This window comes from Salinivibrio kushneri, from assembly GCF_005280275.1.
GTDB classification, from domain to species: domain Bacteria; phylum Pseudomonadota; class Gammaproteobacteria; order Enterobacterales; family Vibrionaceae; genus Salinivibrio; species Salinivibrio kushneri.
Genome location: NZ_CP040021.1, coordinates 1,140,120 through 1,165,349, shown reverse-complemented (window position 1 = coordinate 1,165,349; position 25,230 = coordinate 1,140,120). Strand labels below are relative to the sequence as shown.

24 protein-coding genes, 1 tRNA gene and 2 pseudogenes are annotated in these 25,230 nt (G+C 50.3%); 8 read left to right on the top strand and 19 right to left on the bottom strand.

Going from position 1 to position 25,230, the window contains the following annotated elements; translation table 11 throughout:
* Positions 1 to 56 precede the first annotated feature (56 nt).
* The 3 genes from budA to budC are packed head-to-tail and all read left to right on the top strand — an operon-like array spanning position 57 to position 3,341.
* Positions 57 to 833 (top strand): acetolactate decarboxylase, encoded by a 777-nt coding sequence (gene budA, locus FCN78_RS05595; RefSeq protein WP_077659515.1) that lies wholly within the window; start codon positions 57 to 59, stop codon positions 831 to 833.
* A 41-nt stretch (positions 834 to 874) separates the two neighbouring features.
* A complete protein-coding gene (alsS, locus tag FCN78_RS05590) occupies positions 875 to 2,557 on the top strand; it encodes an acetolactate synthase AlsS (RefSeq protein WP_077659514.1) in 1,683 nt (560 codons plus the stop codon).
* Positions 2,558 to 2,582: 25 nt separating this feature from the next.
* Positions 2,583 to 3,341 carry a meso-2,3-butanediol dehydrogenase gene (gene budC / locus FCN78_RS05585; protein WP_077659513.1) on the top strand — a complete coding sequence of 253 codons (759 nt, stop codon included), beginning with the start codon at positions 2,583 to 2,585 and terminating at the stop codon, positions 3,339 to 3,341.
* Between the two features lie 147 nt (positions 3,342 to 3,488).
* On the opposite strand, the gene yqfB is transcribed toward budC, so the two are convergent.
* The 3 genes from yqfB to katG form a co-directional block, all read right to left on the bottom strand.
* Positions 3,489 to 3,803 (bottom strand): N(4)-acetylcytidine aminohydrolase, encoded by a 315-nt coding sequence (gene yqfB, locus FCN78_RS05580; RefSeq protein WP_077600634.1) that lies wholly within the window; start codon positions 3,801 to 3,803, stop codon positions 3,489 to 3,491.
* Between the two features lie 92 nt (positions 3,804 to 3,895).
* Entirely contained in the window at positions 3,896 to 5,263 is a 1,368-nt protein-coding gene (dcuC, locus tag FCN78_RS05575) for an anaerobic C4-dicarboxylate transporter DcuC (protein ID WP_077659512.1), read from the bottom strand.
* Positions 5,264 to 5,444: 181 nt separating this feature from the next.
* On the bottom strand, positions 5,445 to 7,622 hold the full coding sequence (gene katG / locus FCN78_RS05570) for a catalase/peroxidase HPI (protein WP_077659511.1): 2,178 nt from the start codon (positions 7,620 to 7,622) through the stop codon (positions 5,445 to 5,447).
* A 488-nt stretch (positions 7,623 to 8,110) separates the two neighbouring features.
* On the opposite strand from katG, the gene FCN78_RS05565 reads away from it, so the two are divergent.
* Positions 8,111 to 9,028 carry a hypothetical protein gene (locus tag FCN78_RS05565; protein ID WP_077459172.1) on the top strand — a complete coding sequence of 306 codons (918 nt, stop codon included), beginning with the start codon at positions 8,111 to 8,113 and terminating at the stop codon, positions 9,026 to 9,028.
* Positions 9,029 to 9,112: 84 nt separating this feature from the next.
* Here FCN78_RS05565 and FCN78_RS05560 read toward each other — a convergent pair whose 3' ends face one another.
* The 5 genes from FCN78_RS05560 to ubiU are packed head-to-tail and all read right to left on the bottom strand — an operon-like array spanning position 9,113 to position 13,283.
* Positions 9,113 to 9,511, bottom strand: coding sequence for a VOC family protein (locus FCN78_RS05560; protein ID WP_077522505.1), 399 nt, complete (start codon positions 9,509 to 9,511; stop codon positions 9,113 to 9,115).
* Positions 9,508 to 9,999: a GNAT family N-acetyltransferase gene (locus FCN78_RS05555; protein WP_077649659.1), complete on the bottom strand. Its 492-nt coding sequence runs from the start codon at positions 9,997 to 9,999 to the stop codon at positions 9,508 to 9,510. Before FCN78_RS05555 ends, FCN78_RS05560 begins: the two co-directional genes overlap by 4 nt.
* Positions 10,000 to 10,028: 29 nt before the next feature.
* Positions 10,029 to 11,357: an anaerobic C4-dicarboxylate transporter gene (locus tag FCN78_RS05550; RefSeq protein ID WP_077649658.1), complete on the bottom strand. Its 1,329-nt coding sequence runs from the start codon at positions 11,355 to 11,357 to the stop codon at positions 10,029 to 10,031.
* A 45-nt stretch (positions 11,358 to 11,402) separates the two neighbouring features.
* Complete coding sequence (locus tag FCN78_RS05545) at positions 11,403 to 12,278, bottom strand: U32 family peptidase (protein WP_077659510.1); 876 nt, start codon at positions 12,276 to 12,278, stop codon at positions 11,403 to 11,405.
* A gap of 9 nt (positions 12,279 to 12,287) precedes the next feature.
* Positions 12,288 to 13,283: a ubiquinone anaerobic biosynthesis protein UbiU gene (ubiU, locus tag FCN78_RS05540; protein WP_077522499.1), complete on the bottom strand. Its 996-nt coding sequence runs from the start codon at positions 13,281 to 13,283 to the stop codon at positions 12,288 to 12,290.
* Positions 13,284 to 13,502: 219 nt separating this feature from the next.
* Between ubiU and ubiT the strand changes: the two genes are divergently transcribed.
* Both ubiT and FCN78_RS05530 read left to right on the top strand, forming a co-directional pair.
* Positions 13,503 to 14,009 (top strand): ubiquinone anaerobic biosynthesis accessory factor UbiT, encoded by a 507-nt coding sequence (gene ubiT, locus FCN78_RS05535; RefSeq protein ID WP_158009969.1) that lies wholly within the window; start codon positions 13,503 to 13,505, stop codon positions 14,007 to 14,009.
* Positions 14,010 to 14,257: 248 nt separating this feature from the next.
* On the top strand, positions 14,258 to 15,871 hold the full coding sequence (locus tag FCN78_RS05530) for an ABC-F family ATP-binding cassette domain-containing protein (protein WP_077659509.1): 1,614 nt from the start codon (positions 14,258 to 14,260) through the stop codon (positions 15,869 to 15,871).
* Here FCN78_RS05530 and FCN78_RS05525 read toward each other — a convergent pair.
* Entirely contained in the window at positions 15,795 to 16,712 is a 918-nt protein-coding gene (locus tag FCN78_RS05525) for a LysR family transcriptional regulator (RefSeq protein WP_077659508.1), read from the bottom strand. The two genes, FCN78_RS05530 and FCN78_RS05525, sit on opposite strands and share 77 nt — an antisense overlap.
* A gap of 107 nt (positions 16,713 to 16,819) precedes the next feature.
* Here FCN78_RS05525 and FCN78_RS05520 point away from each other — a divergent pair, with 107 nt between their 5' ends.
* A complete protein-coding gene (locus FCN78_RS05520) occupies positions 16,820 to 17,458 on the top strand; it encodes an NAD(P)-dependent oxidoreductase (protein WP_077659537.1) in 639 nt (212 codons plus the stop codon).
* Between the two features lie 7 nt (positions 17,459 to 17,465).
* Here FCN78_RS05520 and FCN78_RS05515 read toward each other — a convergent pair whose 3' ends face one another.
* The 3 genes and pseudogenes from FCN78_RS05515 to FCN78_RS05500 all read right to left on the bottom strand — a co-directional run.
* Positions 17,466 to 18,485: a S66 family peptidase gene (locus FCN78_RS05515; protein ID WP_077659507.1), complete on the bottom strand. Its 1,020-nt coding sequence runs from the start codon at positions 18,483 to 18,485 to the stop codon at positions 17,466 to 17,468.
* Positions 18,486 to 18,694: 209 nt separating this feature from the next.
* Complete coding sequence (locus FCN78_RS05505; protein ID WP_077659506.1) at positions 18,695 to 19,141, bottom strand: GNAT family N-acetyltransferase; 447 nt, start codon at positions 19,139 to 19,141, stop codon at positions 18,695 to 18,697.
* A gap of 321 nt (positions 19,142 to 19,462) precedes the next feature.
* Positions 19,463 to 20,095 (bottom strand): annotated as a pseudogene (locus FCN78_RS05500) (cation efflux transmembrane domain-containing protein); the annotation flags it as partial.
* Positions 20,096 to 20,365: 270 nt separating this feature from the next.
* Here FCN78_RS05500 and FCN78_RS15835 point away from each other — a divergent pair.
* Positions 20,366 to 20,512 carry a hypothetical protein gene (locus FCN78_RS15835; RefSeq protein WP_158014711.1) on the top strand — a complete coding sequence of 49 codons (147 nt, stop codon included), beginning with the start codon at positions 20,366 to 20,368 and terminating at the stop codon, positions 20,510 to 20,512.
* Positions 20,513 to 20,532: 20 nt separating this feature from the next.
* Here FCN78_RS15835 and FCN78_RS05495 read toward each other — a convergent pair whose 3' ends face one another.
* From FCN78_RS05495 to cydB, 7 genes and pseudogenes are all read right to left on the bottom strand, one after another.
* Positions 20,533 to 21,459, bottom strand: a complete 927-nt coding sequence (locus FCN78_RS05495; RefSeq protein ID WP_077659505.1) for a YeiH family protein — start codon at positions 21,457 to 21,459, stop codon at positions 20,533 to 20,535.
* A 138-nt stretch (positions 21,460 to 21,597) separates the two neighbouring features.
* Positions 21,598 to 22,476 (bottom strand): annotated as a pseudogene (locus FCN78_RS05490) (LysR family transcriptional regulator).
* Positions 22,477 to 22,686: 210 nt separating this feature from the next.
* A tRNA-Leu gene (locus FCN78_RS05485) sits at positions 22,687 to 22,773 on the bottom strand.
* A 164-nt stretch (positions 22,774 to 22,937) separates the two neighbouring features.
* Positions 22,938 to 23,456 (bottom strand): GrpB family protein, encoded by a 519-nt coding sequence (locus tag FCN78_RS05480; RefSeq protein WP_077649650.1) that lies wholly within the window; start codon positions 23,454 to 23,456, stop codon positions 22,938 to 22,940.
* Positions 23,457 to 23,584: 128 nt separating this feature from the next.
* Entirely contained in the window at positions 23,585 to 23,938 is a 354-nt protein-coding gene (locus tag FCN78_RS05475) for a DUF805 domain-containing protein (RefSeq protein WP_077659504.1), read from the bottom strand.
* Positions 23,939 to 24,088: 150 nt separating this feature from the next.
* The gene (locus FCN78_RS05470; RefSeq protein WP_198533044.1) at positions 24,089 to 24,214 is read right to left on the bottom strand and encodes a DUF2474 domain-containing protein; all 126 of its coding nucleotides are present in this window, start codon (positions 24,212 to 24,214) and stop codon (positions 24,089 to 24,091) included.
* Between the two features lie 8 nt (positions 24,215 to 24,222).
* Positions 24,223 to 25,224: a cytochrome d ubiquinol oxidase subunit II gene (gene cydB / locus FCN78_RS05465; protein ID WP_077522479.1), complete on the bottom strand. Its 1,002-nt coding sequence runs from the start codon at positions 25,222 to 25,224 to the stop codon at positions 24,223 to 24,225.
* Between the last annotated feature and the right edge of the window lie 6 nt (positions 25,225 to 25,230).

Genomic DNA, 25,230 nt, shown 5'->3' with positions numbered 1-25,230 from the left:
CAACCAACCGTTTGGTTATCAGAACGGTTGTTAAACACGGTTAACGAGGACGCTTTATGAGCACCCAAACCTGCCACTGCGCCGAGCACATTGCGGCCGCCTATGTTGAACATCACCAACACACTGGAGAGGGCGAAATCTATCAAACCTCACTGATGAGTGCCTTGATTGATGGCGTTTACGAAGGAGAAACCACCATGGCCGATCTCCTTAAACATGGCGACTTCGGCCTCGGCACATTCAACCAACTCGACGGTGAACTCATCGCCTTTGATAAAACCCTATTCCAACTGCGCAGTGATGGCTCGGCGCGTCATGCCGATCCGGAGCAAAAGACTCCCTTTGCGGTCATGACCTTTTTCAAGCCAGAGATCAGCCAGTCTTTTGATCACCCCATGTCGCGCCAAGAGCTGCATGATGTCATCGATAGCTGGGTGCCAAGCGACAATATTTTTTGTGCGGTTCGTATCGATGGAGCCTTTGAACATGTGCGCACCCGTACTGTGCCCAAACAAACTCCGCCGTACAAACCCATGCTTGAGGCTATCGCCGCGCAGCCTGAGTTTCGCTTTGACCATGTCAATGGCGTGATTGCTGGCTTTCGCAGCCCACAGTATACCCAGGGCATCAATGTCGCAGGCTATCACGAGCACTTTATCACTGACACACGCCAAGGCGGGGGGCATGTTCAAGACTACGAATTGGCCTGTGGCACCTTGCAAATTGGTCGGGTCTCAAAACTGGTCATTGATCTACCAACGAATGCCAGCTTCCTCGACGCGAACTTAACCCCGGACAACATACACGCCGCTATCGAACAAGCAGAAAAATAATATCACCTCCCATAGGGAGCTAACCTCACGAGGAGCCCAAGATGACAAAAACAACACAGTGGGACACAGGCGCACAACTGGTCGCAAATCACCTAGAACGCCAAGGCGTCGATTATATCTTTGGTATTCCCGGGGCAAAAATTGATCGCCTCTTTGATGCGATTGAAGATACCAACATTAAAATGATCCCGGTCCGCCATGAGGCGAATGGCGCCTTTATGGCCGGTGTTATTGGCCGCTTAACCGGTAAAGCGGGCGTTACCATGGCAACATCCGGTCCGGGCTGCACGAACCTAGTGACTGGCGTGGCGACCGCCAATTCTGAAGGCGATCCTGTGGTTGCTTTAGGGGGGGCGGTGAAACGGGCCGATCAACAAAAACAAACCCACCAAAGCCTCGACACCGTCAGCATTTTCAATTCGGTGACCAAGTACAGTGCCGAAGTACAAGCGGCTTCAGCCACCTCTGAAATTCTTGCCAACGCTTTTCGTGCGGCAGAAAGCGGTCGCCCTGGCGCTGCCTTTGTCAGTCTACCGATGGATATTCTCAACCAACCCGTGGAGAGTGGCGTACTCGCCCCCTCATTTCCTGCCCCGCTAGGCGTGGCCGATACACGCTCTATCCGCGAAGCGGCAAACAAAATCAAAGCGGCGCGTAATCCAGTATTTTTACTCGGTTTGCAAGCCAGCCGCCCCGAAAATGCGGCAGCCATTCGCGCCCTACTCAATCGTACCCAGCTTCCGGTCATCGGGACCTACCAGGCCGCTGGCACCGTCGACATCACCTACTATCAGCGCTTTGCGGGTCGGGTCGGATTATTTAATAATCAACCGGGCGATCTTTTGTTAGCGAACGCTGATCTGATCGTCACCATTGGTTTTGGCCCGATTGAGTATGACCCGGAGCTTTGGAACACCCAACACACCGATATTGTCCATATTGATGTGGCCCCTGCAGAAATTGAGCACTATTACCGCCCCAGTGTCGAGCTTGTTGGCCAAATTGAGCCAACCCTTAATGCACTTACCGAGCAGCTCGACCATCAGTGGTTAATGCCCGCCTCGACGGTCGATCTGCTGGAAGAAGTCGCCCACCAGCGCCAAGCTATTCGAGCATACAGCCGTTCACATCAAGATTTTGCCATGCATCCACTGCATTTGATCAAGGCGATGCAGGATGTGATCACGCCAGACACCACACTGTGTCTTGACATGGGCAGCTTCCATATCTGGATCGCCCGTTACCTCAACTGCTTCCGCTCCCGTCAATTACTGGTCTCGAACGGTCAACAAACCATGGGCGTCGCCCTTCCTTGGGGGATTGGTGCGAGCTTGCTCAACCCCGATCGCAAAGTGGTGTCCGTGTCCGGAGACGGTGGATTTATGCAATCGAGCATGGAGCTTGAAACCGCAGTCCGCCTCAAATGCAACTTGCTACACATTGTCTGGGTGGACAACGCCTACAACATGGTAGAGATGCAAGAAGTCAAAAAATATCAGCGCTTCTCCGGTGTGAAATTTGGCCCGATTGACTTTAAAGCCTACGCCGAGTCCTTTGGCGCTAAAGGCTTTGCGGTCACACGACAAGAAGATTTAGTCACTCAACTGAAACAAGCCATGGATACCCAAGGCCCAGCTGTTATCGCCATTCCCGTGGACTACAGCGACAACTTTAAGCTAATGGCCCCACGCAAGGCCGGCAGCATGGATCCGGTATTCGCCTGATCAAACAGACATAAAGGAGAACACAATGAAAGGTATTAACCAAAAAGTCGCATTGATTACCGGTGCCGCCAACGGTATTGGCGCCGCGATTACCGACCGCCTTTATCAAGAAGGCGCCAAAGTGGCCATTGCGGACTGGAACCAAGCGGCATTAAATGACACAGCTGCAAAATACGATGCTGATCGCGTCTTGAAGCTCTCTGTCGATGTTTCAGATCCAAAAGCGGTAGAAGCCATGATTCAAGAAGTGGTGTCTCACTTTGGTCAGTTAGATATGCTGATCAATAACGCTGGGGTGCATACACCTGGCTCGGTGATTGACGGCACATTGGACGACTGGGAAAAAGTATCAGGTGTCGATATTGATGGTGTGGTTTTTTGCGCTAAATACGCCATGCCTGAGTTAATAAAAACCAAAGGCTCGATGGTAAATACGGCGTCAGTATCAGGCCTGGGCGGTGATTGGGGCGCGGCTTTTTACTGTGCTGCAAAAGGCGCGGTTGCGAATCTAACACGTGCCATGGCACTCGATCACGGCCTTCAAGGGGTGCGTATTAATGCCGTTTGCCCGAGTTTAGTCAAAACCAATATGACTAATGGCTGGCCTGAATCGGTGCGGGATAAGTTCAATGAACGTATCGCACTAGGTCGTCCAGCAGAGCCTGAAGAGGTTGCTTCTGCGGTAGCATTTCTTGTCAGTGACGATGCGTCATTTATTTCCGGTGTTAATCTCCCCGTCGACGGGGGTGCCACCGCCTCGGATGGTCAACCTAAAATCGTCTAATAAACCGTCAAGCGTCCCAATGCGTCCGTGTTATCGGGCGCTTTTTTGTGAAACGCTATAAGACGCGATGTAATCAGACGCGATGTAATCAGACGCACTGCCAGTCCACGCGCTGCCAGTCCACGCGCTGCGAACACGCGCGAACCGTTAAGCAAGGTGAAAATCAATCACAAACAACGGCGGGCGTTCTGGGTAGATTTGCAAAATCAGCGCCTTCAAGTCGGAAAGTGACATCCCCTCTTGTTCAGCATGGCGGGCATTAATGTCCTCGAACGCTAACGGCGCAACGCTGTCGATCACAATGTCACACACATAATTATCGGTTTCTAGCTGATGCACCGCGACACGCGAACCAGGTTGATAGTGACTTTCGGACTCATCGCGAATGGTGATGGTTTTAACACCAGCGGCCACCATGGGCGTTAAGGTGGAGAAGAAGGTGATTTTGGTCGGGGCAGTCATGTTGTTTGCTTCCAAACTGTGTTGGTCAAGGGTGCGATACGATTTAAAAAGCCCGCGAGCACCTGCACGCGGGCTTTACATGCCTTGCGACGTTACGCCATCATCGGCACCAATACAAGGGTGCCAATAATCACGGTAATTAACCCACAAAGCACCGGCACCGAGGTGCGTTTAACCACCTCAAACGGGCTGAGTTTTGCCATCCCAGATGTGGCCACAATCACGCCTGATACCGGCGAAACCGTGCGGCCTAAGTTAGAGGCTTGCAACATGGGGATAATCAAAAAGGCTGGGTTAAGTCCCATCTTCGCGGCTAACGATGGCGCGAGTTCGACAAACGCATAGAAAGGCGCATTGCCCGATCCAGTCGCAATCGCAGCCGCTACAGTGAGCAGGGTTAGCAACAACATCAGCGCGATACCGCCTGCGCCCGCACTTTCCGCCAAGCCCAATAAGTTGTCAATCGCACCAATCGACATCAAGCCTTGGGCAAACACCCCGGCAGCCACCAACAGCATCACCACGCCTTTAAAGGCATCCGCCATGCCTTCGTAGCAGGCGTCGAGATCTTCTAGTGTTCTTCTACCATCAAATTTCTTGGTCGCAAAGTCCACCAATGCCCCCAAAAATATTGACAGCACCACAATGGTGTAGATATCGAGATAGAGACCTGGAATAGTTTCACCGTTAAACAAAAACACCCCAATAATGGGTAAAAACGGCAACACCGCATAATAAGCAGGCGCATGCGTTTCTATCTCAGAAACATCCACACGCTCCATCGGCGTATTTTCTTTGTTATCCAGATATTTATTCCAAAAGTAAGCCGCGGCGGCCATCACAATGATCGCACAAATAGAGACCGGCAATACGGTTTCGACCGCAAACACGTGAAGCGGTAGGCCTGCTTTTTCCGCTGCAATCACCACATCGCCCGACGTGGGTGACAAGATAATCGCAGCGGGAGATGCACAAACCGCGGTGGCAGCAGGACGAGAAATGCCCATCGCGGTCATCATCGGGAACAAGGTGGCCATCAGAAGGACTCCCAACCCAGTGGCAGAGCTGACCGCCAGCGACATCAAACAGGCCACGATGTAAGCCGCCACCAGCAGCACATAGGGTGACTTGATCACCGAGAGCGGCTTAGAGAACTGTTTCACCACGACGTTGTTGGCACCAATGTGCGACATATAGGCCGCAAAGCCGCACAACAACATAATTTGCATTCCGAGGCCGCCACCCCGGTATTGCAGCATGTATTTCACGTATTCAAGCGAGTCGGTAAACAGGTTGCCCGTCGACGTCAATTTAGCCGGCAGGACACTGTGCCCAATTAGTCCTGTGATAATCAGTAATAAAATCCCTGCGGTTAGTAAGGTACTTGCAGGACGATAACCTTTGACAATGAAGTAACCCACGGCCACTGTTACAACTAGCCCAATGAGCAGCTCTAGCATAATTCACTCCGCCAGATGGTAAAAATAAAAGAATGGGATGGAATTTACTCAGCTCACTGTACTAAACCCCTGCCTGTAGCACGACACAAACCAAGCCCGAGCTTGATTTAAGACAAATAAAAAGCCGCCTCTCAATAAAAGGCGGCTTGGCGATCACAGTTTATCTTGATTCGGTTATCGACTAGTGGTGAAGATCAAAACGGTCCGCGTTCATCACTTTCACCCACGCCGCGACAAAATCATGCACAAACTTGGCTTGGTTATCATCTTGCGCGTAGAACTCAGCGTAAGCGCGCAAAATTGAATTAGAGCCAAACACTAAATCGACGCGACTTGCCGTCCACTTCACCGCGCCAGAATCGCGTGCAATGATTTCATAGCGGTTGCGGCCAACAGGTTTCCATTGGTACGCCATGTCTGTCAGGTTGACGAAAAAGTCATGACTTAGCTGACCCACTCGGTCAGTCAACACACCTTCCTGCGTACCGCCATGATTGGTGCCAAGCACGCGCATCCCTCCCAGCAGTACCGTCATTTCTGGGGCTGTCAGTCCCATCAGTTGGGCACGGTCGAGCAGTAACTCCTCAGGCTGAACGGTGTAGTCCTTTTTCAACCAGTTACGGAATCCATCTGCAATCGGTTCTAACACCTCAAACGAAGCAATATCGGTTTGCTCCATGGTCGCATCACCGCGGCCAGGTGCGAAGGGGACGTCGACGGGGACGCCAGCGGCTTTTGCCGCTTCTTCGATGCCTTGGTTGCCTGCTAGCACGATGGTATCGGCCAGACTAACCTGATGCTTCTGGGCAATGTTACTCAGCACGTTAATCACCTTCGCTAGACGCTCCGGTTCGTTCCCGAGCCAATCTTTTTGCGGTGCTAGGCGGATCCGCGCGCCGTTCGCCCCACCCCGCTTATCGGATTGGCGATAAGTCCGTGCGCTATCCCATGCGGTGGTCACTTTCTCTGCCAGCGTCAGGTCACTGTTGGCAATATCTGCTTTTACCGCCGCGACGTCATAATCGGCACGCCCTGCCGGCACAGGATCTTGCCAAATCAAATCCTCACTCGGCACATCTGGGCCGATATAACGCGATTTGGGTCCCATATCGCGGTGCGTGAGTTTAAACCAAGCTTTAGCAAAGGCATCCGCTAACTGCTCGGGATTTTGATAGAAACGCTCCGCAATTTTGCGATAAGTCGGATCCATTTTGAGTGCCATGTCGGCATCCGTCATCATCGGATTACGACGAATGGTGGGGTCTTCCACATCGACAGGTTTATCTTCTTCTTTGATGTCGATAGGCTCCCACTGCCACGCGCCCGCAGGGCTTTTCTTCAATTCCCACTCGTAGTTAAACAATAGGTAGAAGTAGCCGTTATCCCATTGCGTGGGGTGGGTGGTCCAGGCTCCCTCAATACCACTGGTGACCGTATCACGACCAATGCCACGTGCTTGGTGGTTGTTCCAACCTAAGCCTTGCTCTTCAATCGCCGCGGCTTCCGGCTCAGGACCAAGTTGTTCCGCATCGCCATTGCCGTGACATTTACCGACAGTATGGCCACCCGCGGTGAGCGCAACAGTTTCTTCATCGTTCATCGCCATCCGCTCGAAAGTGACACGCATATCTTGCGCGGTTTTAAGCGGATCGGGATGGCCATCTACCCCTTCTGGGTTGACATAAATCAGCCCCATCATCACCGCCGCCAATGGGTTTTCCAGATCGCGCTCGCCAGAGTAGCGACTGTTCTCAGCATCACTTGGGGCCAACCATTCTTTTTCTGCGCCCCAGTAGGTATCTTTCTCAGGGTGCCAAATATCCTCGCGGCCAAATGCGAACCCATAGGTTTTTAAGCCCATCGATTCATAAGCCATCGTCCCCGCAAGTAACATTAAATCGGCCCAGCTAATTTTGTTGCCATATTTTTTCTTAATGGGCCACAACAGACGACGAGCCTTATCAAGGTTGGCGTTGTCCGGCCATGAGTTCAAAGGCGCAAAACGCTGGTTCCCTGTCGCACCGCCACCGCGGCCGTCGGCAATGCGATAGCTCCCCGCGGAGTGCCACGCCATGCGGATCATCAAACCGCCATAATGTCCCCAGTCGGCAGGCCACCATGACTGACTGTCGGTCAGTAGCGCTTTCACATCCTTTTTTAATGCATCGATATCAAGGGTTTTTAGCGCGGCATGATAATCGAAATGCTCATCAAAAGGAGACGTTTTACTGTCATGTTGATGAAGAATGTCGAGGTTAAGCGCGTTTGGCCACCAGGTTTTGTGTGCCATCGCTTCAGAGGTCGTGCTGCCATGCATAACAGGGCACTGGCCTCCCGACGTTGGGCGTTGCTGAGACATTGCTTTCTCCTTGCTCTTATTGTTAGACAAGCTTTATTCAGAACGAATCAGCTTGCGCATTGTGTCAATAGGCAATCAGGCGAGGTGCATGATTGACCCGACTCATACAACGTTAATAGGCATTAGGCATCCGCGCTAATCTATTTTACCAATGACTGTGATTGCTGATACCACAAATTACCGTTCAGCATACGCTTAACGCCACACCGTTAATGCATTGATAAATAGACATGTCATTTCCTAACACCTTGTCTTGCCATCAAAACACAAAGGCTGCACAACTTCGTCAAATCAATGTCAATAAACAGACATTATATTTCAGTGAGTCAGCGCTACACACCACAATCCAATAGAGGATTATCTCCGTCCACGGGTGGAAAATAAAACCAAACAGACTAGCCTAGTTTTGTAGGCAGTATTTTGTTGTTGCCTAAGCGATTGAAACTCATTCAGTCACGATTCACATTGTTGAAATTAGGAACACGATTATGAACGCTTCAGATGCACAAAACCTGACATCGCACTTTGATACTTGGCTAAATAATCATCAGAATTTAGTCTCGAGCCGTCAACAGCTCCAACACAGCACGCTCTTCGCGGCACCGCGCGATGGTGACAGCACAGTATCAGGCCAGAACACCATCGGTGCCGGTAAAAATGCTAAAACCGAATCTGCGCAAGGTAAAAAATTAGATGATGCCATTAGCGCTGGTAACCATAGTGAAATTGTTGACTTGCTCACTGAGTCTACCGGTAACGCGGTGTCGAGTATTTTAGGTCTCGCTCAAAGCCGTACAGGGTGGAATCCGCTAGACCCAGATAATGACAAGAATGCCGAAGGGTTTCAGGAGTTTGTGAGTTCCATTCTTAAAGTGCCCTTTTTTAATGTTACTCAATCAGAGCGCACCACGGTGCATTACGAAGAGGAGAACTACAACTCTCTGATTGATAAGGTCGTTGGCCTCTATGACGGGATCACCGAGCAAGATGTTCCGTTGATTAAAAACAGTATTGTGAACCTTGCCAAGGCGTGTACTAGCCGAGTGAATACCCAAAACACCAAAACCTTGTTTGTTCAAAACACCATGAACGCGACTGGCACTGACATTGTCGTTGGTATTCAGCAAACCTTTATGATGATGGAACGCAGTCATAGCTCGGGGAAAGGTGCACCGAAAGATCATTACAAAACGGAAATTACCGTCAACGTCATGGAGCTGACCTTTAAAGGGGGGCTGTGGAATAAAAGCGCCGCGGAGAAGCTCGCCGATAAATTTGTGAAAAGCTGGGATGATTGGCTGGATGGCACCACAACACCCGCTTCACCGAGCGCGGACCAAATTCAATTCTGCTTTGGCCCGACACATAGCGCGCGTCAAAAACAAGAAGCGGACGCAATTAAATAATCTTCCCTGCTCCCCTTTCAGTCGATTGGGGAGTATTGGCCCATCTGTAGGCAGCACGGCAAGTCGACCTCTGGCTTGCCGTTTTTAATACGCCCACTCACGGTTTTGTAGTACTACACGATAACCGTCCAGATCTTCAAAGGTACGCCCGTCTTTATCCCAATAGCTATTGTAGCTCGGCACAGGTTTAAACCCAGCGGCTTCAATTTGTTGACAGGCAGCCTGCCATGCGGCGTGATCCGGCAAATAAAAAACCAGTAAATTCTCTTGTGAGGGCGCTGGACCGACATGCGTGCCGCGATGATGCGTAAATTCAAGATGATAGTTGTGGTGTGGGTGACCAATAATGGCACCATCAAAATCATTATGGCCAGAAAACGTCGCCAATAGCTCAAACCCCAGCCCATCACAATACATGTTGGTAATATCGGCTAAATTGTCAGTGGGTCGTGCCACCCGCATCACGGTATCTTTATCAATCATTGTGCTGGCTCCTCCGGCTCGCAATTCAATCTTTGCATCATGGTGATAGAGTCTGGAGTAAACCCCAGCGCTTGATAAAACGCCTGTGCATCCTGATTAAACGTCATCACTTCTAGTTTTATCACAGTGGCATGATTGTCTTTCGCCCATTGGGTGCACGCAGCCATTAACGCTTTGCCCGCCCCGGTTCCACGCGCATCACGATCAACCACGATGGTATTCACATGACACATGGGATCGTCGACCAGATGAGGAATGTGTTCAAACGACTCCAGCCTTGCCGACAAAAAGCCAATCACTTTGTTTTGATGCTCTGCCACCCAAAAGTACTTATCCGCTTCTTGCAGCGCTTGCTGCAAAAACGCCCGACCGCTTGGGCCAGGCGTTGCAAACAAATGCGGCGCATGTTGATGATGCATGTCACCAATTTGTACATTCAGGGCGAAGATGGCATCCAAGTCCTCAACCGAGGCACGTCTCACTTGCATCCTTGTGTTCCTTTAAATCCTTTTGTGTATTAGGCGATAAACATCTGCCCTAATACATAACCGAGCGCACAAGCGCTCACCACGCCAATTAAGCCGACCGCCATAAATGAATGGTTGAAGTACCATTTACCAATTTTGGTGGTGCCGGAAGCATCGAAATTCACGGTTGCAATATCAGAAGGATAGTTGGGGATAAAGAAGTACCCATACACGGCCGGCATAATGCCGATAAGCAGCGCAGGGTCTAGCCCTAACCCAAGACCCACCGGCAACATCATCCTTGCGGTCGCGGCTTGCGAATTAACAACCACTGACACGATAAACAAGGCAAGTGCAAAAGACCACGGATATTGAGTGACCATCTCCACAATTCCCGACTTAAATTGCGGCATCGCATATTGGAAGTAAGTGTCTGACATCCAAGCAATCCCAAAAATGGCAATGGCCGCTACCATCCCAGATTTAAACACCACACCATTGGGCACATTACGCGGATCAGTTTTGGTCGCCAGTAGAATGATGCCGCCAAAGCAGAGCATCATCATTTGAATGACGACTGACATGCTGATGGCCTTGCTCTCCCCTGCCACCGTCCGGATTTCTGGCCACATGGCGATAATCACAATGGTAACGATGGCACCAATGAACAATAACACCGCATTGCGCGCGGAACGGGGTAATACTTCGTCGAGTGACGTCGCGGTGGTATTTTCGATACGCTCGCGCCATTTGGGATCTTGTAAGCGCTCTTGGTAATCCGGGTCGTCATCCAACTCTTTGCCGCGACGCAAGCTGTACAGGGACATCAGCAAGGTACCAAACAAGGTGGCGGGTACGGTGACCAACAAAATCGAGACTAACGTAATATCATGTTGAATATCGGCAAGCTGAGCAAGGTAATACACCACGGCTGCGGAGATCGGCGAGGCCGTAATCGCGATTTGAGAGGCAACCGACGCCGCGGCCATTGGGCGCTCCGGACGAATACCATTTTTCAGCGCGACATCACCGATAATGGGCATAATGGAATACACCGCGTGACCGGTACCAAGCATAAAGGTCATGGCATAGGTGACAAACGGTGCAATCAAGGTGACGCGTTTCGGATTTTTACGCAATAATCGTTCGGCCACTTGCAGCATATACTTAAGGCCACCTGCGGCTTCCAAGATAGAGGCACAGGTGACGACCGCAAGAATAATCAGCATCACCGTCACGGGCGGTGACGTTGGCGGCATCTGGAAGATAAACACTTCGATGACCAAGCCAATCCCTGAGACCACGCCCAGCCCAATGCCCCCGTATCGGGAGCCGATGTACAGCATTAGCAGTAAGAACAAGAACTCTAAATACAACATACCATCACCTCTCTACCCGACTATGCAGGCTGTTTTTGTTATGCGTTAGCCTAGAACTTGTGTCATGCCTGCCAAGTGGTGCCAATAGCCGTTGCAATCGTGGTTGAGCGGTTGCGGGTTATTGCCTGCTTGGTTAACACGGAATTTGTCTACCCAGTGCAAGGTGTCAAGCGACAGTGGGCTTAACCGCACCACATCCACCAGCCCTTGCATCGACGGTAAATCGTTAATGAGATTGGTGCACTGCCCAGACTGGGTTTGAATGCCGTTCAGCACAAATACGGCTTGACCCTCTTGGGATTCCGTTAACCGTCCATTGGGGTAGTTGAGGCAGCACAGCTCGCAGTCATCTTTGGCACGGTTTTCTGAGCGCGCGGTAAAGCAGCGTGCCGAGTAAGCCAACGGTAAGTAGCCATAACCAGTGACCTCTACCTCAAACTGATCGCGAATGCCGAGAGCATCGCAGCCGTTTAACATATTCACCAACCAGTCGCGCGACAGCTCCACCGGCATCACCCAGCGCGTCATGCCCAGGTCGACAAATTGTTTTAATGTTTGCGGGTTATAGCAATTGATGGCGGCCCCCACCACAAAGGGCTGCCGACGCTCACTTAAAAACTGCACTGCGCTCACGTCATTCGCTTCAATGCGAATATCATCATTGTCACAGTAGCGTTTCAGCATGGTCAGCTCTGAGGGCGCTTCAATCAGCGCCATGGTCGAAAGCACCACTTGTTTACCAGACTCGGCCAGCTCACGCGCGAGCCCGATCCAGTCTTTGGTTTTCAGCTCTCGCCGCTTGGCACAGACGGTTTCACCGAGATAAATCACATCGGCTTGGCTGTCTGCCGCCGCTTGATAAAAGGCTTCAACCTCAGCCTTAGGCCAGTAATACAGGATTGGCCCGAGAGAAAATTGCATCATAATTCCTTATTGCCACTTGCGATGGTAAGCACCCAAACTGGTTTGCACCCCTTCAGAAAGACTATCGAGCGAATGCGCCCAGTCCGGTGCAATATCAAACGCCTCGGGGTTTGCGACACAGCGATCAATCGCTTGACGCCATACCCGTGCAACTTGTTCCACATACGCAGGGCTGCGCTGACGGCCTTCGATTTTGACCGATTTAACCCCAGCGCGATAAAGCTCAGGCAGGACACTTAAGGTGTTCAAACTGGTGGGCTCTTCCAGTGCGTGATAGCGGTTGCCATCGACACAGAAACGGCCTTTGCACAGGGTGGGATACCCCGCTTTTTCATCGGCTTGGTACCGGTCAATCAAGACGCCATTTAAGCGCGACTCCAGCCCTTGCTCAGTATCTTGCCAGCGCACGAATGCCGCCGGTGAGCAAGCGCCCACGGTATTGGGCGATTGGCCGGTAAGATAAGACGATAAATAGCAGCGCCCTTCGGCCATAATGCACAGGCTGCCGAAGGCAAATACCTCTAAATCGACATCGGTATCACGTGCCAGTTGTTTAACCTGATGAATAGAGAGCACCCGCGGCAATACCACCCGTTTAACGCCATATTGCTGCTGATAGAAGCGGATCGCCCCAGCGTTAGTGGCGGATGCTTGAACAGAAAGGTGTATATCCAAATCGGGATAGGTGCTGGCGGCGTAATCTAAACAGGCCATGTCAGCGAGGATCAGCGCATCAGCGCCATTTCCGGCGGCGCTATCAATCGCATATTGCCAACGGCGCCAACCATCAGGATGGGCAAAGGTATTAATGGCAACGTGCAAGTCTTTGCCGTGGTCATGTACATACTGACTGGCGCGCTGCAATTTGCTATCGGTGAAGTTCAGCCCCGCAAAATGGCGCGCATTGGTATCATCTTTTAAGCCGACATACACCGCATCGGCGCCATGTTCGATCGCTTTTTTAACCGCCGGAATATTGCCCGCCGGACAAAGGAGCTCCATAACATTGCATTCCATTTTATGATTGTCCGGCTAAGATAAGGGCGTTGCCCATGTGGGGGGTTGATGTGTATCAAGCTCCCTTCCCCATGAGGATAAAAATCGCGATAAATGACGCTGTTGGCACAAAAATCCTCCTCATTTTTGACTCGGATCCAATGGCAGCGCCTCCAACCTCGCTACTCTAGTGGCACTCAACCATTGGCACCAAAGGAAAGCCAAATGCTCGTTAACCCAATCACACAACAACCCCTTGCTCTGCCACTGCCTCAGCCCAATCTGATTACACCAGGCCTAAAAGCGATCACTCAGTTACCACAAGGGCTACAGGCCCAGGTGTTGACTAAATTGATGAATACCGCTTTTGCCGTGCCGCTGGCGGAGGAAGAGTTCGACTTTCTTGCTGGCCGTACCATTCGCATTGGTTTGCGCGATCTCAACGCCAATTGGTTCGTGTCGCTGAACGAAGACAACCAATTATTGGTGCGCTTGTCTGGGGAGGAAGACGCCAGTATCGAGGGAGATTGGTTAGCGTTTTTGAAAATGGCGACTCACTATTGCGATCCGGATACGCTGTTTTTCCAGCGCCAACTCAGTATCAGTGGTGATACCGAACTTGGGCTGCATGTGAAAAACCTGCTTGATAGCCTCGAAATCGACACCCTACCCAAACCACTGGCACGCTCACTGACGTTAAGCCATCACTACCTCACTAAACTCGCGTTGTAGTGCACGAGCGGCTGGGGTTGCAGACGCCCAGTCGCCTATTATATAGTCTTATTTCCTTTCTTTAGCGGAGTCTGTGCCAATGAACAACTAACACTCATTACACCGTTTTTATATTCGGTATCTTGGGGTTAGTCGGTATTCATGGTCACTGGGCTTATGTTTTCTCTATTGCCAAACTGTCTCTACGCAGGTTTTCTGTGTAGCACATACCGCCGCCCCTTTGTGTTGCTTTACATAAAGGAGGCCTTATGCCTTACCTTATTACACACGATCTCAGTGTGACGCTGCCCGATGGGCGAGTATTGTTTGAACCTGTCTCTATCACCTTTGAGCACGGCCCCATTGGCCTTGTGGGTGACAATGGCACCGGTAAATCACTACTCCTCACTTTATTGGCAGGTCAAACGTTGCCATCCGCGCAAGGGATCTCTTATTCAGGTCATGTACAACGCGATGGTGATATTGCTTACTTGTCGCAACATATTACCGCGCCAAAGGCACAAACATTGGCTGAAGTACTGGGCATTGCCGAACAGCTTCATGCGTTGGCGGCCATTCAAGCTGGAAGCGTCGACCCAGCGCATTACGAGCGAGTAAATGATGACTGGGATATCGCCGAACGCTATCAGGCAACACTGACCCGGTTAGGTATTGATGCCTCTTTGTCAGCGCCTTTGCATGTGCTTAGTGGTGGCCAATTGACCTTATTGAGTTTATATCGCGTCTTTCACTCCCAAGCGCATATCGTATTACTCGATGAACCGAGTAATCATCTAGATCGCGCTGCACGTCATAAGCTCGTAAGCTGGATCGAAAGCTATCTAGGCTTAGTGATCACAGTGAGTCACGACCAACAGTTACTTCGCCATATGCGAGCTATCTATGCACTAACACCACAAGGTATCGCAAAATACACGGGCAACTATGACGACTTCATTCGCACGCAACGGCAAGAACAGGAAGCACTCATCGCGAAACGTACGCACCTGAATAAACAGCACAAACAGGTGTTACGTCAACAGCAGAAAAGCGCTGAAAAGGCACAGAAGCGCGAAGCAAAAGGCAAACAGTTACGTAAGAAATCAAGTCAGGCAAAGTTGATTCTAGATGGTCAAAAAGAAAGTGCGCAAGACGCTAAGTCTCGAGCGAAAACACAATTTTCTCAGCAATTTAAGCGTTACCAAAAGCAACTCGACGCGCTGGATACGCAGCTTCCGGAAAACAATCCAACGCTGTATATGCATCACTCAGAGCCAATGAAACGGCGACGGCTGATAAAGGCTAGCCAGTGTCAGTTGCCATTCGGACACACTGAACCACTTGATTGGTCTGTCTACGCGGGAGAGCATTGGCTACTAACAGGGCAAAATGGGGTAGGAAAATCCACGTTACTGCGGACGTTAATGGGACATCACGCGCCTGCTAGCGGCTCAATTGACGTTGTCGGTGACTGTGTGTACCTAGATCAACACTTCTCACTACTGGATCCCAAACAACCACTGCTATCTTGTTTGCGCCATCATAGCGACTTGTCAGAGTCGGATGCTCGAACCTGCCTTGCTAGCTTAGGGTTACGTGGCGACCGCGTTTATCAAACGATTGATAGTTTAAGCGGTGGCGAGAAGATGAAAGTGGCGATGTTAGCGGTATCTCACCAACACGCCCAGCCACTGTTACTGTTGGATGAGCCGGACAATCACCTCGACATTTCAGCCAAACACGCACTGGTCGACGCGCTTAATCATTATCAAGGTGCCTATATATTGGTCAGCCATGATGATGCCTTTATTGATGCGCTGCATCTGACCCATCAATGGGAGCTTGGATATCATGCTGCCAGCAGTTTGCCAAGTGATCGATAAAGTGGCGCACGACAGGTTGTTGATAACTACGCGATAAATAGACCGCCCACAGTGCGCTGGGCGGTAAGCGGTAATCGGTCAGCAAAGGTATTAATTCCCCTTGCGCTACATAGGGATTGGCTAAATCACATGGCACACGGACAATCCCTTTTCCCATTCGCGCCGCGTTGACCAAAGTGCCTAAGTCGTTGGCGTGAATCGGCCCACTCACTCTTACCTCTTCTCGGCGACTGTCTTTAATAAACTGCCAATGATCACCGCTGACATGAATTAAGCACGGGTGATCACTGAGATCGCTCGGGTGATTAGGCTGCGACGCGTGGGCTATATATGCCGGTGACGCACACACTATAGAATCGATGGCCATGAGTTTGCGGGCAATTAAATGTTCATCCGGCTGAGGTGTGAAGCGCAGCGCAATATCGACCCGCTCATCCACTAAGGGCGTAAATTGGTCGGAGGCAATCACTTCAATGACGACCTCTGGATGCGCATCGGTAAATTGCGTTACTGGAGCAACAAGGATCCCTTGCGCTAACCCGATTGGCGCAGCGACTCGAATACGACCGGTTAAGGCGCCGTGTAATCGTCCAGTCGTCAACGTTAACGCCGCCGCTTCGTCCAAAATACGCTGGCAATGACCATAGGCTTGCTCACCGGCATACGTTAAGCTGACTTTACGCGTTGTCCGATGCAACAGACGCTGTGCAAGCCATTGCTCGACCTCTTGCACATGCCTTGAAACCTGCAAACGCGTTAGCCCGAGTTGTTCGGCCGCCCGCGTAAAGCTTTTGCAATTGGCCACCTCTACAAAACTACGTATTGCCGTTAGCCTATCCATATTGTCTCTTTAATTGATACAAACTGTATCTATTATGATTATTTATCCAATAAATGAAAGCTAATAAGCTACATCCATCCAAGCAATCACAGCATGAGGAAGACAATATGAAAATCGCAATTATTGGTGCAACAGGCTGGATCGGTAGCCAAATCGTCGAAGAAGCGCGTCATCGTGGGCATGAGGTTATCGCTCTTGTCCGTCAGCCAGAAAAAGTGACCCGCGACGATGTCGAGGTGCGTCAATTCGACTTGCTGGATAACCATCACTCTGTACAACAGGCCGTTGCTGACGCTGACGCAGTCATTGCCGCCGTGGGCGGGCGCGCTGCAGGCAACCATGAGATGGTGGCAAACAGCGCTAAGCGCTTAATTGACGAATTACCCGCCGCTAACGTCAAACGTTTACTCTGGGTCGGCGGTGCTGGCTCACTAGAAGTTTCACCTGGAGTCGAGCTGGTCAGCCTGCCCGACTTCCCTAACGCTTATAAAGCAGAAGCGCTCGCTCAAGGCGACGCTTTGAAGGTATTCCGTAAGCACGCCCATACTTTAGATTGGACGTTCGTCAGCCCTGCCGCAGAGATTTTCCCGGGCGACAAAATAGGCCGCTATCGCGTTGGCGCGGATACCTTGCTTACCGATGACCATGGTGACAGCAAAATCAGCGTTGCTGACTATGCCATCGCGATGATCGACGAACTGGAAAGTGGCGCCCACCGTCGCCAACGTATCGGTGTGGCTTACTGATCCAAGCTCATTGCCCAGCGTGCTCACCCGCCAACCAAGGTTGCGAGAGTGAGACCGTCTGGGCATCAAAATCAATACAGGCTTGAGCCCCCAAAGGTATGGTTAACATCGGATGCGTATGGCAACTATCAAAACCATCAACCACAGCGAGCGGCTGGCCATCGAGTATTTCTTCAAGAACGTCATAGGTTGAACGTCCCGTTCCTTTGTCATCAAACAGCTCGTGTTTACCAAGTAACACCGCGCCTACCGTATCAAACACTCCGGCCAGTTTTAGGTGTGCGAGTGAGCGCTCAACCGTGGCAATATCCAACAAAGAGTCCTCAATCAGCAGAATATCGCCTGTTTCAATCGCTGGCATATAAGGCGTTCCCCAGATCCCATTCAGCGTATTGAGGTTGCCACCGATAATGCGCCCATTTACCTGACCTTTACCCATAAATTGCCATGCATTCTCATAGCTCGGTTTTGCGTCTGTCTGTTCGCCCCAATCGATCATGACATCCGTCCATTGGGCAGGCATCTTATAGGTCATCGGCAGCGTTACATGCTCAGTTGTTACTGCTCGAAACGCGTCAAAGGTTTCATCGACCAGTGGCGGGAACTCCCCTAAAGACGCTACTAAGGCTGGTCCATAAAAGGTGATTAATCCCGTTTTGGCATAGATACCGAGTAGTAAGGCAGTGAGGTCCGAATACCCCACGATAATCTTGGGATCATCAGCCAAAGCGGCATAATCGATGTAGGGAAGTAAAGCATTGCTGTTCATTCCACCAATCGTCGACATGATGCAGCGCACATTTGGATCACGGATCAGCTGGTTGAGCTCTTCCGCACGCGCCTTGATCGAGCCTGAGCGATAGTGATCCGATTGCCCTGTCAATGCCCCCGCCTTCAGATCAAAGCCTTGTGCTTTGACATAGTCCATCGCGCGTTCAAATCGTTGCGGCGCAAATACGGTGGCAGGTGATGATGGCGAGAAAAAGCCAATTGTCTCGCCTTTTTTAAGAGATGGTGGCAGTAACATATTGTCGTCCTTGATATTTTACCTCTCACCATTAAATCATCTGGACGAGACAGTCACAATACTCCGCCGATTAATCGCTGTGTGGCGTACTGATAGTCTGACATTTTTTTGGATACCGCTGTTGCAACTGCCAAGCGGTGGCAACGCTGACGATACCGCCCCCAACGACCACAAAATCGTACGCCATTCGCTACTTCTTTCGTCACCCGTTAATCGATCACGTCCAGAAAATAGTACTGGCTAACGTCGCAAATAAAACCAAAAGATTCAAAAAGATGATGAGCGGCATGGTTGCTCTGATGGGTTTGTAGCAGTAAGCAAGCGGCTTGGCGGGCACGAGCCTCCTTGAGAGCGTGCGAGACTAATGCCCGTGCGATACCTTGTCGCCGTGAGTCTGGCTGCACGTACAAATCGTTAATAATTAAGCCACGGCGCGCCCTCGCGAGCGAATACAAAGGCGTTAGGTGGACAAATCCCACCATGGAGGATTGGCGAGAAGCGGTCAGTATACACGTGTCTTGCTCACACAACCGTTGCTCGGTAAACGCCCTTGTTTGACTGAGCGGCGGACGAATCGCGAGCCAGCGCTGGTATTGGTCGAATAACACGGTGAGGGCGTCTAGATCATTTAACTCCGCTTTCGCTATATGCAACATTCTTTCTCTATCGCAGCGCTATGGTTACCTTTCAGTGTAAGCGCCGTCGCGAGGTTCTGCTGCCAACACCTCAATAGACGAGCATAAAGAACAAAAAGTATCTCTTCACATAACGTTGAAACTGGCCACAGTATTTAAGTTGATATAAATGCCAATATAAAAAGTTATAGTGCATAAGATAATATCAATAAGGCGGCTAAACGCCGACTCAGTATATGCTGGCCCCTGCAAGGGTATAGGATCGTTTGGCTAGGTCCGCGTTGCGGCGAGTTCTGATTACGCCACTGAGCGGGTGCGATACCACTTCACTGTGACAGGCGCGAGCTCTTTTAACGCGTTACGCACCATGACAAATGGCACTTTGATAAAGAAAAACGACATCAACACCATCATCATAGGATCCGCATAAACCGCGTAATCCGACCAAGGTGAATGCGCGACTAGCCAAGCGCCTAAAAAGCCCAAGGTGACCGAGAGACTTAGTAAGGTATCCATTTGCCACTGGCGCGATTCCGCCTCCACCAACTGGCTTTGCCCTGCCCGGTTTTTACGTGCAATCATCCACCATCCGTAACCGCAACCCACCACGTTGACAATACCAAACAGTACCGCCAATGACGGGTTAACCGCACGTCCGCCTTCGACCAAGGAAGAGACCGCTTCATACAGAGAATAACTCACAAGCAGCATAATCACGGCGCCTTTAATGGCGACAACAAGCGGTGTCAGCAGCGCACGTGTGATCGGCCTTGCGTAACGCGAGTGGATATACCATGACGTTCCCAGTGACAACAAAGTTAACACTAGACTAATCAAGGAGTAGATACCGTCGAACATAATCACTAAAGAGCCAGCAATCCATCCAACGGCAAGGCCGGCGATGGCAAACCCCAATGCGAGAAGGGCTGAAAACACTAATACTGACTTTTCATTGATCACGTTTTGAGGAGACATAAAACACCAAAAGTAGAAAACACGCACATATTCTTGGTGCTACTGCGCCGCTTTACAAACACGAACTTGCTGGCATTTTCATTTTTCTATTAGGAATGAACAAAAAGATTTTTATTTTCAATTGCTTATTAATTAATCTTTCTGTCAATTTTTTTGACGGTGAGCGTTATAAACAAGTTTTAGTTATGAGATAGCGCTAAATCGCATTTTGCTTGCATATAACTTTTGCGCATACTAAATCTACATTTAGATTCTTTATGGACTAAGACGATGAGAAAAGGCGTGTTACTCGCGGCAATTAGCTTGCAGCTTTTCCTCGCGATGACCAGCACAGGATGGTGGCAGTTTGGTGCGGCACTCAGTGCGTTTCTGTTGATCGCGGTATTACGTTTACCTCAGGACACGTCGCATGAGTGAACCTGAGGCAACGATGGAGACTAAGCAGCTAGCAGCAGCCACGTTAGCGACGTACAGGAGATAATCACCCACAGCGCAACACCAAACAGTAAAGGCTTAGGGCCTGCCGTGCGTAGCTGGGTGACAGAAATACTGCAGCCGATTAAAAATAAACACACTACTAATACTTGCTTTGAGATGGCGAAAATCACCTCATAGATAGGTTGCGCTTGGACAAAGACATCACTGATACCAATCGCCAGACAATAAAAAACGATAAAGTACGGAATTGTGATTTTTTTAGCGTGACTGCGAAACATGAGTGCGCTGACAAACGCCACAGGTACAATCCATAATGCGCGCGCAAGTTTGAGGGTGGTAGCGGTGGTTAGTGCTTGCTCACCATAAGCGGACGCCGCGCCCACCACCGATGACGTATCATGAATCGCGATCGCCGCCCAAGTTCCAAACGTATGCTGATCGAGTCCTAGCGCATGCCCGACCATGGGAAACACAAACAGCGCCAATGAATTCAACACAAACACCGTGCCTAACGCCAGACCAATTTCTCTATCATCCGCGTTGATAGCGGGCGAGACGGCTGCGATTGCACTGCCGCCACAAATCGCAGTGCCTGAGGCAATCAGGTGACCGGTCTTTTTATCCAGCCCCATCAGTTTGGCCAGCAGTGTGCCAAAGACCAACGTGCCTGCAATGGTGGCAATAATCAGCCCTATTCCATCGCCTGTCACGGCGAGCGCCTCTTGTAGCGGGATGCCAAACCCTAGACCCACAATCGAATAGGCCAGCAATTTTTTGGTAATTTTGGTGAGGGAGATTGCGCTTGGCACCCAGCCCAAGGAGGTTAACAAAAAGCCTAGCACCAGAGCGATCGGCGAACTTACCCAAGGGGTTAAACAAGCTAACACAGCCAATGAAAAAGGAAGATAACGCATGTATGCGGTCATAATGATGCTCAGTAAAAATCAGTGACAGCATTGTAGCGCTCGGTGGGTGTTCAGAAAATCTTAAACTTTTTAACCTAGGTTAAGATTTGCTTAACCTATATCGCAACGTCTTGAAAAACCACTTATCAAGCCACGTACTTAAAAATCAAACAAGTAGTTGGTAATGCTATCACTCAGCCATTGGATCCCAGGATGCTCGGCCATCCCTGAGGCGGTGAATAGACAATAGTCTTCTTGGGTCAAACCATAGGTATGTTTGATCACTGCTAAGCGCTGTTCTCGTCAGTATTGCCGGATAAGCGGCTCAGGCAACACGCCCCACGCTTCTTCTTGTAAGATGGTATTGAGCATATATTCAAAGCTCGAAAAGCCAATGTAGCGGCGTGAGAAAGGTTGAAGCTCAGGATTGTCTTTTTCATTGAGATAGACCATCACCGCTTGCATGGCATTACGTAGTTGGTCATCACTGACCCGACGCAGCCGGCTCAACGGATGCTCACTGTTGCACACCGACATCATGCGGATTTTACCTAGCGGCTGATAGTTGATGCGCGGATCGTCAATCCGTTCGTAGTCTACTCCAAAGGCAAAATCGACTTGTTGCGTTTCAACCAAATTGGCCAGATCACCGCTCGACGCCAATACGAGGTTGAAGGACGTCGCCGTAAAGCGCTTGTTTAGCTGGTGCGCCCAGTCCTGCCAAAGTTGATCGGGGATCGCATCATCACGCGCGATCCACACTTCGGCATTAAAGCCCGCGTTCGCTTGCTCGCACGTGCGACGAATGCGGGCCGCGGTGACCGATATACTCTCGAAATCTTTGTAAACGGCTTTGCCGATTTCCGACAGTGTCAGACGGTTACCGGTGCGATAGAACAATTCAGCGTTAAGTGATTGCTCGAGCGCTTTAATCGCCATACTCAATCGTGAACGATTCACATCCAGCTGACGTGCAGCTTCAGACACTGAGCCAGTCTCTGCGACTGCACAAAACGCATCAATTTGGGTTAGATTCATGCCGCCCTCCTCACGCTATCCTACCGGAGCGCGGCAAAGACACAAAGCGCTATTACCACTTGTCAGCATCCTTAAACTATCGGCGATTATGCAATTATTCGTAGCGATCTACTGCGTATCAGAAAACGCCAAGCTCTCTGTGTTTGAGGCGCGACAGAATGAGACTATTTTACTCGAGATAGAAGACAGATAGGGATTATGAAAGTGCTATGGTGCCCCGGGCCGGACTTGAACCGGCACAGCGCGAACGCCGAGGGATTTTAAATCCCTTGTGTCTACCAATTCCACCACCAGGGCAACGCAGTTATGCGTGGTAGCACCATGGTCCGCAGACTGCGCTGCGAACGAGACTGTACTTTAATGAAATTTAACCCGAGGTCAATAGCCCTTTTATTCTTTTTGATTCAGATGGTTGAAAAGCAGGCAGAACGATAGAGGTGAATCATGCTGCACATGCGCCTTTAAAGTTCCGCCAAAACCCCCTTTACAAAAGGAGCTTTGTGCTTAACGTAAACATCTTGATCACGCACACCTTGAGCGAGTATGGCGCGCTTTTTGTTTTCGTATTCAGTACGCACTTCAGGGTTACTAAGCAAATACTGTTTGTACGCCATTTGGCGACGATGCTCTTCACTGTTTTTTTCAATCACGTGAGCATGGATCAGAAACCGCTCACCTTGATAGGTTACAGAGGCATCTTTGCGAGGACGGTGTTCGGGAAAAGGCTGATCACTGTGCTGATCTTGAAAACCGAGTGCATAGAGATGAGCAACAGCATGATCGCGTTCGCCAGAACGATAGAGAATGGATAAGTCAATAACCCCCTTGCCTCCTACTTTGGCTGACGTGGAGCCAAAATGCAGTACCTCAATATCAGGTGTCGAGATACGATCAGACAGGGCTTGAGCAACGTCTAAATAAATAGGACGCCACGGAGAAAAACTAGCGTCAACTAATTGGTAGGGCTCGAGTGTAATCATGTAGCACCTAAGTTGGAAAGAGGAATGCTTAAAAACCGAATCACTCGCCATGAGCAGGCTATCGACTGTCATCAAACTCGGTGTTTGTCGTAACAGCCGTTCTCATGCAAGCAAGTCACTCCATCGTGCTAAACACCTTCCGCAAGCTGGGGGTTAGAACCGTATTGGTTGCTATTTTGATCCCCTTCCAACGCGCAAAGCACCAGCAATACAAGCATTCCGATAATAGGGATCAGTGAGATGAGCAACCACCATGCTGAGCGCCCGGTATCATGCAAACGTCTTGATGTCACCGCTAAGGTTGGCAGTAGTACCGCCAATGAATACACAATGCTCAGCAACACTAATCCCGTTGCTTCAGCGACAATGTTAAGCGCCAACGAGATACAAAAGTTAATCAGAAAGAACATCCAATACTCGCGACGGTGGGCGTGCCCTGAAAAAGTGGCATAATTACGCAGCACTTTTAAATACCATTCCATACGTAACCCTGTTTTAGTTAAAAAGTGTTCGCGTGTATCATAGAACGAGGCTCCAGCCAGTACTATTTCAACGATAAGACATCCGACCGCTTTATCATCAGCTTGAGAGCCTTATCACTGATTTCTTACACAATAGCAGGCGAAAGGCGATTAGCTTTGCAAGCCCGCAGCATGCATCAAAAGCCTAAACAGCCAAGAGACAACCCCCAATGCCGCTACACTGGCTCCCCAGATCGTGATTAACCAAAGCCAACGCTGCCAAGTCGGTTTTGTCATACCAGCCATCAGTGATAGGCCTCATCCGGATTCACTTTGCCACTAAAGACACGGTAACTCCAATAGGTGTACATCAAAATAACCGGGATGATAAACACCGAGCCAATCAGCATAAATTGCAAGCTTTGCTGTGGTGAGGCCGCCTGCCAAATTGTGATGTTGGGTGGAATGATATGTGGCCAAATGCTGATGCCGAGGCCAATAAATCCGAGCAAGGTGACACACAACGCCATAATAAATGGACGGTGGTGAGCCTGATCAGGACGGGCACGCCAGAGCCGGAGCAAACAAAAAGCGGTCAATAATGGAACCGGAGAGAGAATGAGCAAGTTTGGCATACTAAACCAACGGTCGGCAATTCCCGGATACGCGAATGGCGTCCAAATACTGACTATCGCGATACTTACCGCCATCAACACGACAAGTCGACGACTCAGGTGGTACATACGCATTTGCAACGCATGCTCCGTTTTCATGATCAGCCAAGTGGCCCCCAGTAAACCGTACGCAATGATCAGTCCTATTCCGCAAAAGAGAGGAAACGGTGCCAACCAATCGAGCCCGCCACCAGCAAAAGCGCGGCCCTCGACAGGAAAGCCTTCAATCACCGCACCCACAGTCACCCCTTGAAAAAAGGTGGCAAAAATAGACCCTGCCATAAAGGCGGTATCCCAAAAGCCATGATGCCCGGGCAACGCTTTGAAACGGAACTCAAACGCCACACCACGAAAAATAAGCGCCACCAACATCAAAGTAAGCGGAATTGTTAACGCATCGACAATCACGGCATATGCCAAGGGAAAAGCACCAAATAATGCCGCCCCTCCAAGGACTAACCAAGTTTCATTGCCATCCCATACTGGGGCGACACTGTTAACCATCAAGTCGCGCTCTTCGCGTTCAGTGATAAACGGCATCAGGATTCCGATCCCCAAGTCAAATCCGTCCATCACGATGTACATTAAAGTGGCAAACACGATGATGCCAAACCAAATCATTGCTAAATCCATGTTTCC

Excerpts from the sequence above, each read along its gene's own strand:
- FCN78_RS05545 (WP_077659510.1), bottom strand. The coding sequence starts at position 12,278 with ATGCAATTTTCTCTCGGGCCAATCCTGTATTACTGGCCTAAGGCTGAG.
- FCN78_RS05550 (WP_077649658.1), bottom strand. The coding sequence starts at position 11,357 with ATGTTGTATTTAGAGTTCTTGTTCTTACTGCTAATGCTGTACATCGGC.
- budC (WP_077659513.1), top strand. The coding sequence starts at position 2,583 with ATGAAAGGTATTAACCAAAAAGTCGCATTGATTACCGGTGCCGCCAAC.
- FCN78_RS05480 (WP_077649650.1), bottom strand. The coding sequence starts at position 23,456 with ATGATTACACTCGAGCCCTACCAATTAGTTGACGCTAGTTTTTCTCCG.
- FCN78_RS05555 (WP_077649659.1), bottom strand. The coding sequence starts at position 9,999 with ATGCAAGTGAGACGTGCCTCGGTTGAGGACTTGGATGCCATCTTCGCC.
- FCN78_RS05475 (WP_077659504.1), bottom strand. The coding sequence starts at position 23,938 with ATGGAATGGTATTTAAAAGTGCTGCGTAATTATGCCACTTTTTCAGGG.
- FCN78_RS05495 (WP_077659505.1), bottom strand. The coding sequence starts at position 21,459 with ATGACCGCATACATGCGTTATCTTCCTTTTTCATTGGCTGTGTTAGCT.
- yqfB (WP_077600634.1), bottom strand. The coding sequence starts at position 3,803 with ATGACTGCCCCGACCAAAATCACCTTCTTCTCCACCTTAACGCCCATG.
- budA (WP_077659515.1), top strand. The coding sequence starts at position 57 with ATGAGCACCCAAACCTGCCACTGCGCCGAGCACATTGCGGCCGCCTAT.
- katG (WP_077659511.1), bottom strand. The coding sequence starts at position 7,622 with ATGTCTCAGCAACGCCCAACGTCGGGAGGCCAGTGCCCTGTTATGCAT.
- FCN78_RS05470 (WP_198533044.1), bottom strand. The coding sequence starts at position 24,214 with ATGACAAAACCGACTTGGCAGCGTTGGCTTTGGTTAATCACGATCTGG.
- FCN78_RS05530 (WP_077659509.1), top strand. The coding sequence starts at position 14,258 with ATGCCTTACCTTATTACACACGATCTCAGTGTGACGCTGCCCGATGGG.
- FCN78_RS05505 (WP_077659506.1), bottom strand. The coding sequence starts at position 19,141 with ATGTTGCATATAGCGAAAGCGGAGTTAAATGATCTAGACGCCCTCACC.
- FCN78_RS05565 (WP_077459172.1), top strand. The coding sequence starts at position 8,111 with ATGAACGCTTCAGATGCACAAAACCTGACATCGCACTTTGATACTTGG.
- ubiU (WP_077522499.1), bottom strand. The coding sequence starts at position 13,283 with ATGGAGCTCCTTTGTCCGGCGGGCAATATTCCGGCGGTTAAAAAAGCG.
- dcuC (WP_077659512.1), bottom strand. The coding sequence starts at position 5,263 with ATGCTAGAGCTGCTCATTGGGCTAGTTGTAACAGTGGCCGTGGGTTAC.
- FCN78_RS15835 (WP_158014711.1), top strand. The coding sequence starts at position 20,366 with ATGAGAAAAGGCGTGTTACTCGCGGCAATTAGCTTGCAGCTTTTCCTC.
- alsS (WP_077659514.1), top strand. The coding sequence starts at position 875 with ATGACAAAAACAACACAGTGGGACACAGGCGCACAACTGGTCGCAAAT.
- FCN78_RS05525 (WP_077659508.1), bottom strand. The coding sequence starts at position 16,712 with ATGGATAGGCTAACGGCAATACGTAGTTTTGTAGAGGTGGCCAATTGC.
- FCN78_RS05515 (WP_077659507.1), bottom strand. The coding sequence starts at position 18,485 with ATGTTACTGCCACCATCTCTTAAAAAAGGCGAGACAATTGGCTTTTTC.
- ubiT (WP_158009969.1), top strand. The coding sequence starts at position 13,503 with ATGCTCGTTAACCCAATCACACAACAACCCCTTGCTCTGCCACTGCCT.
- FCN78_RS05560 (WP_077522505.1), bottom strand. The coding sequence starts at position 9,511 with ATGATTGATAAAGATACCGTGATGCGGGTGGCACGACCCACTGACAAT.
- FCN78_RS05520 (WP_077659537.1), top strand. The coding sequence starts at position 16,820 with ATGAAAATCGCAATTATTGGTGCAACAGGCTGGATCGGTAGCCAAATC.
- cydB (WP_077522479.1), bottom strand. The coding sequence starts at position 25,224 with ATGGATTTAGCAATGATTTGGTTTGGCATCATCGTGTTTGCCACTTTA.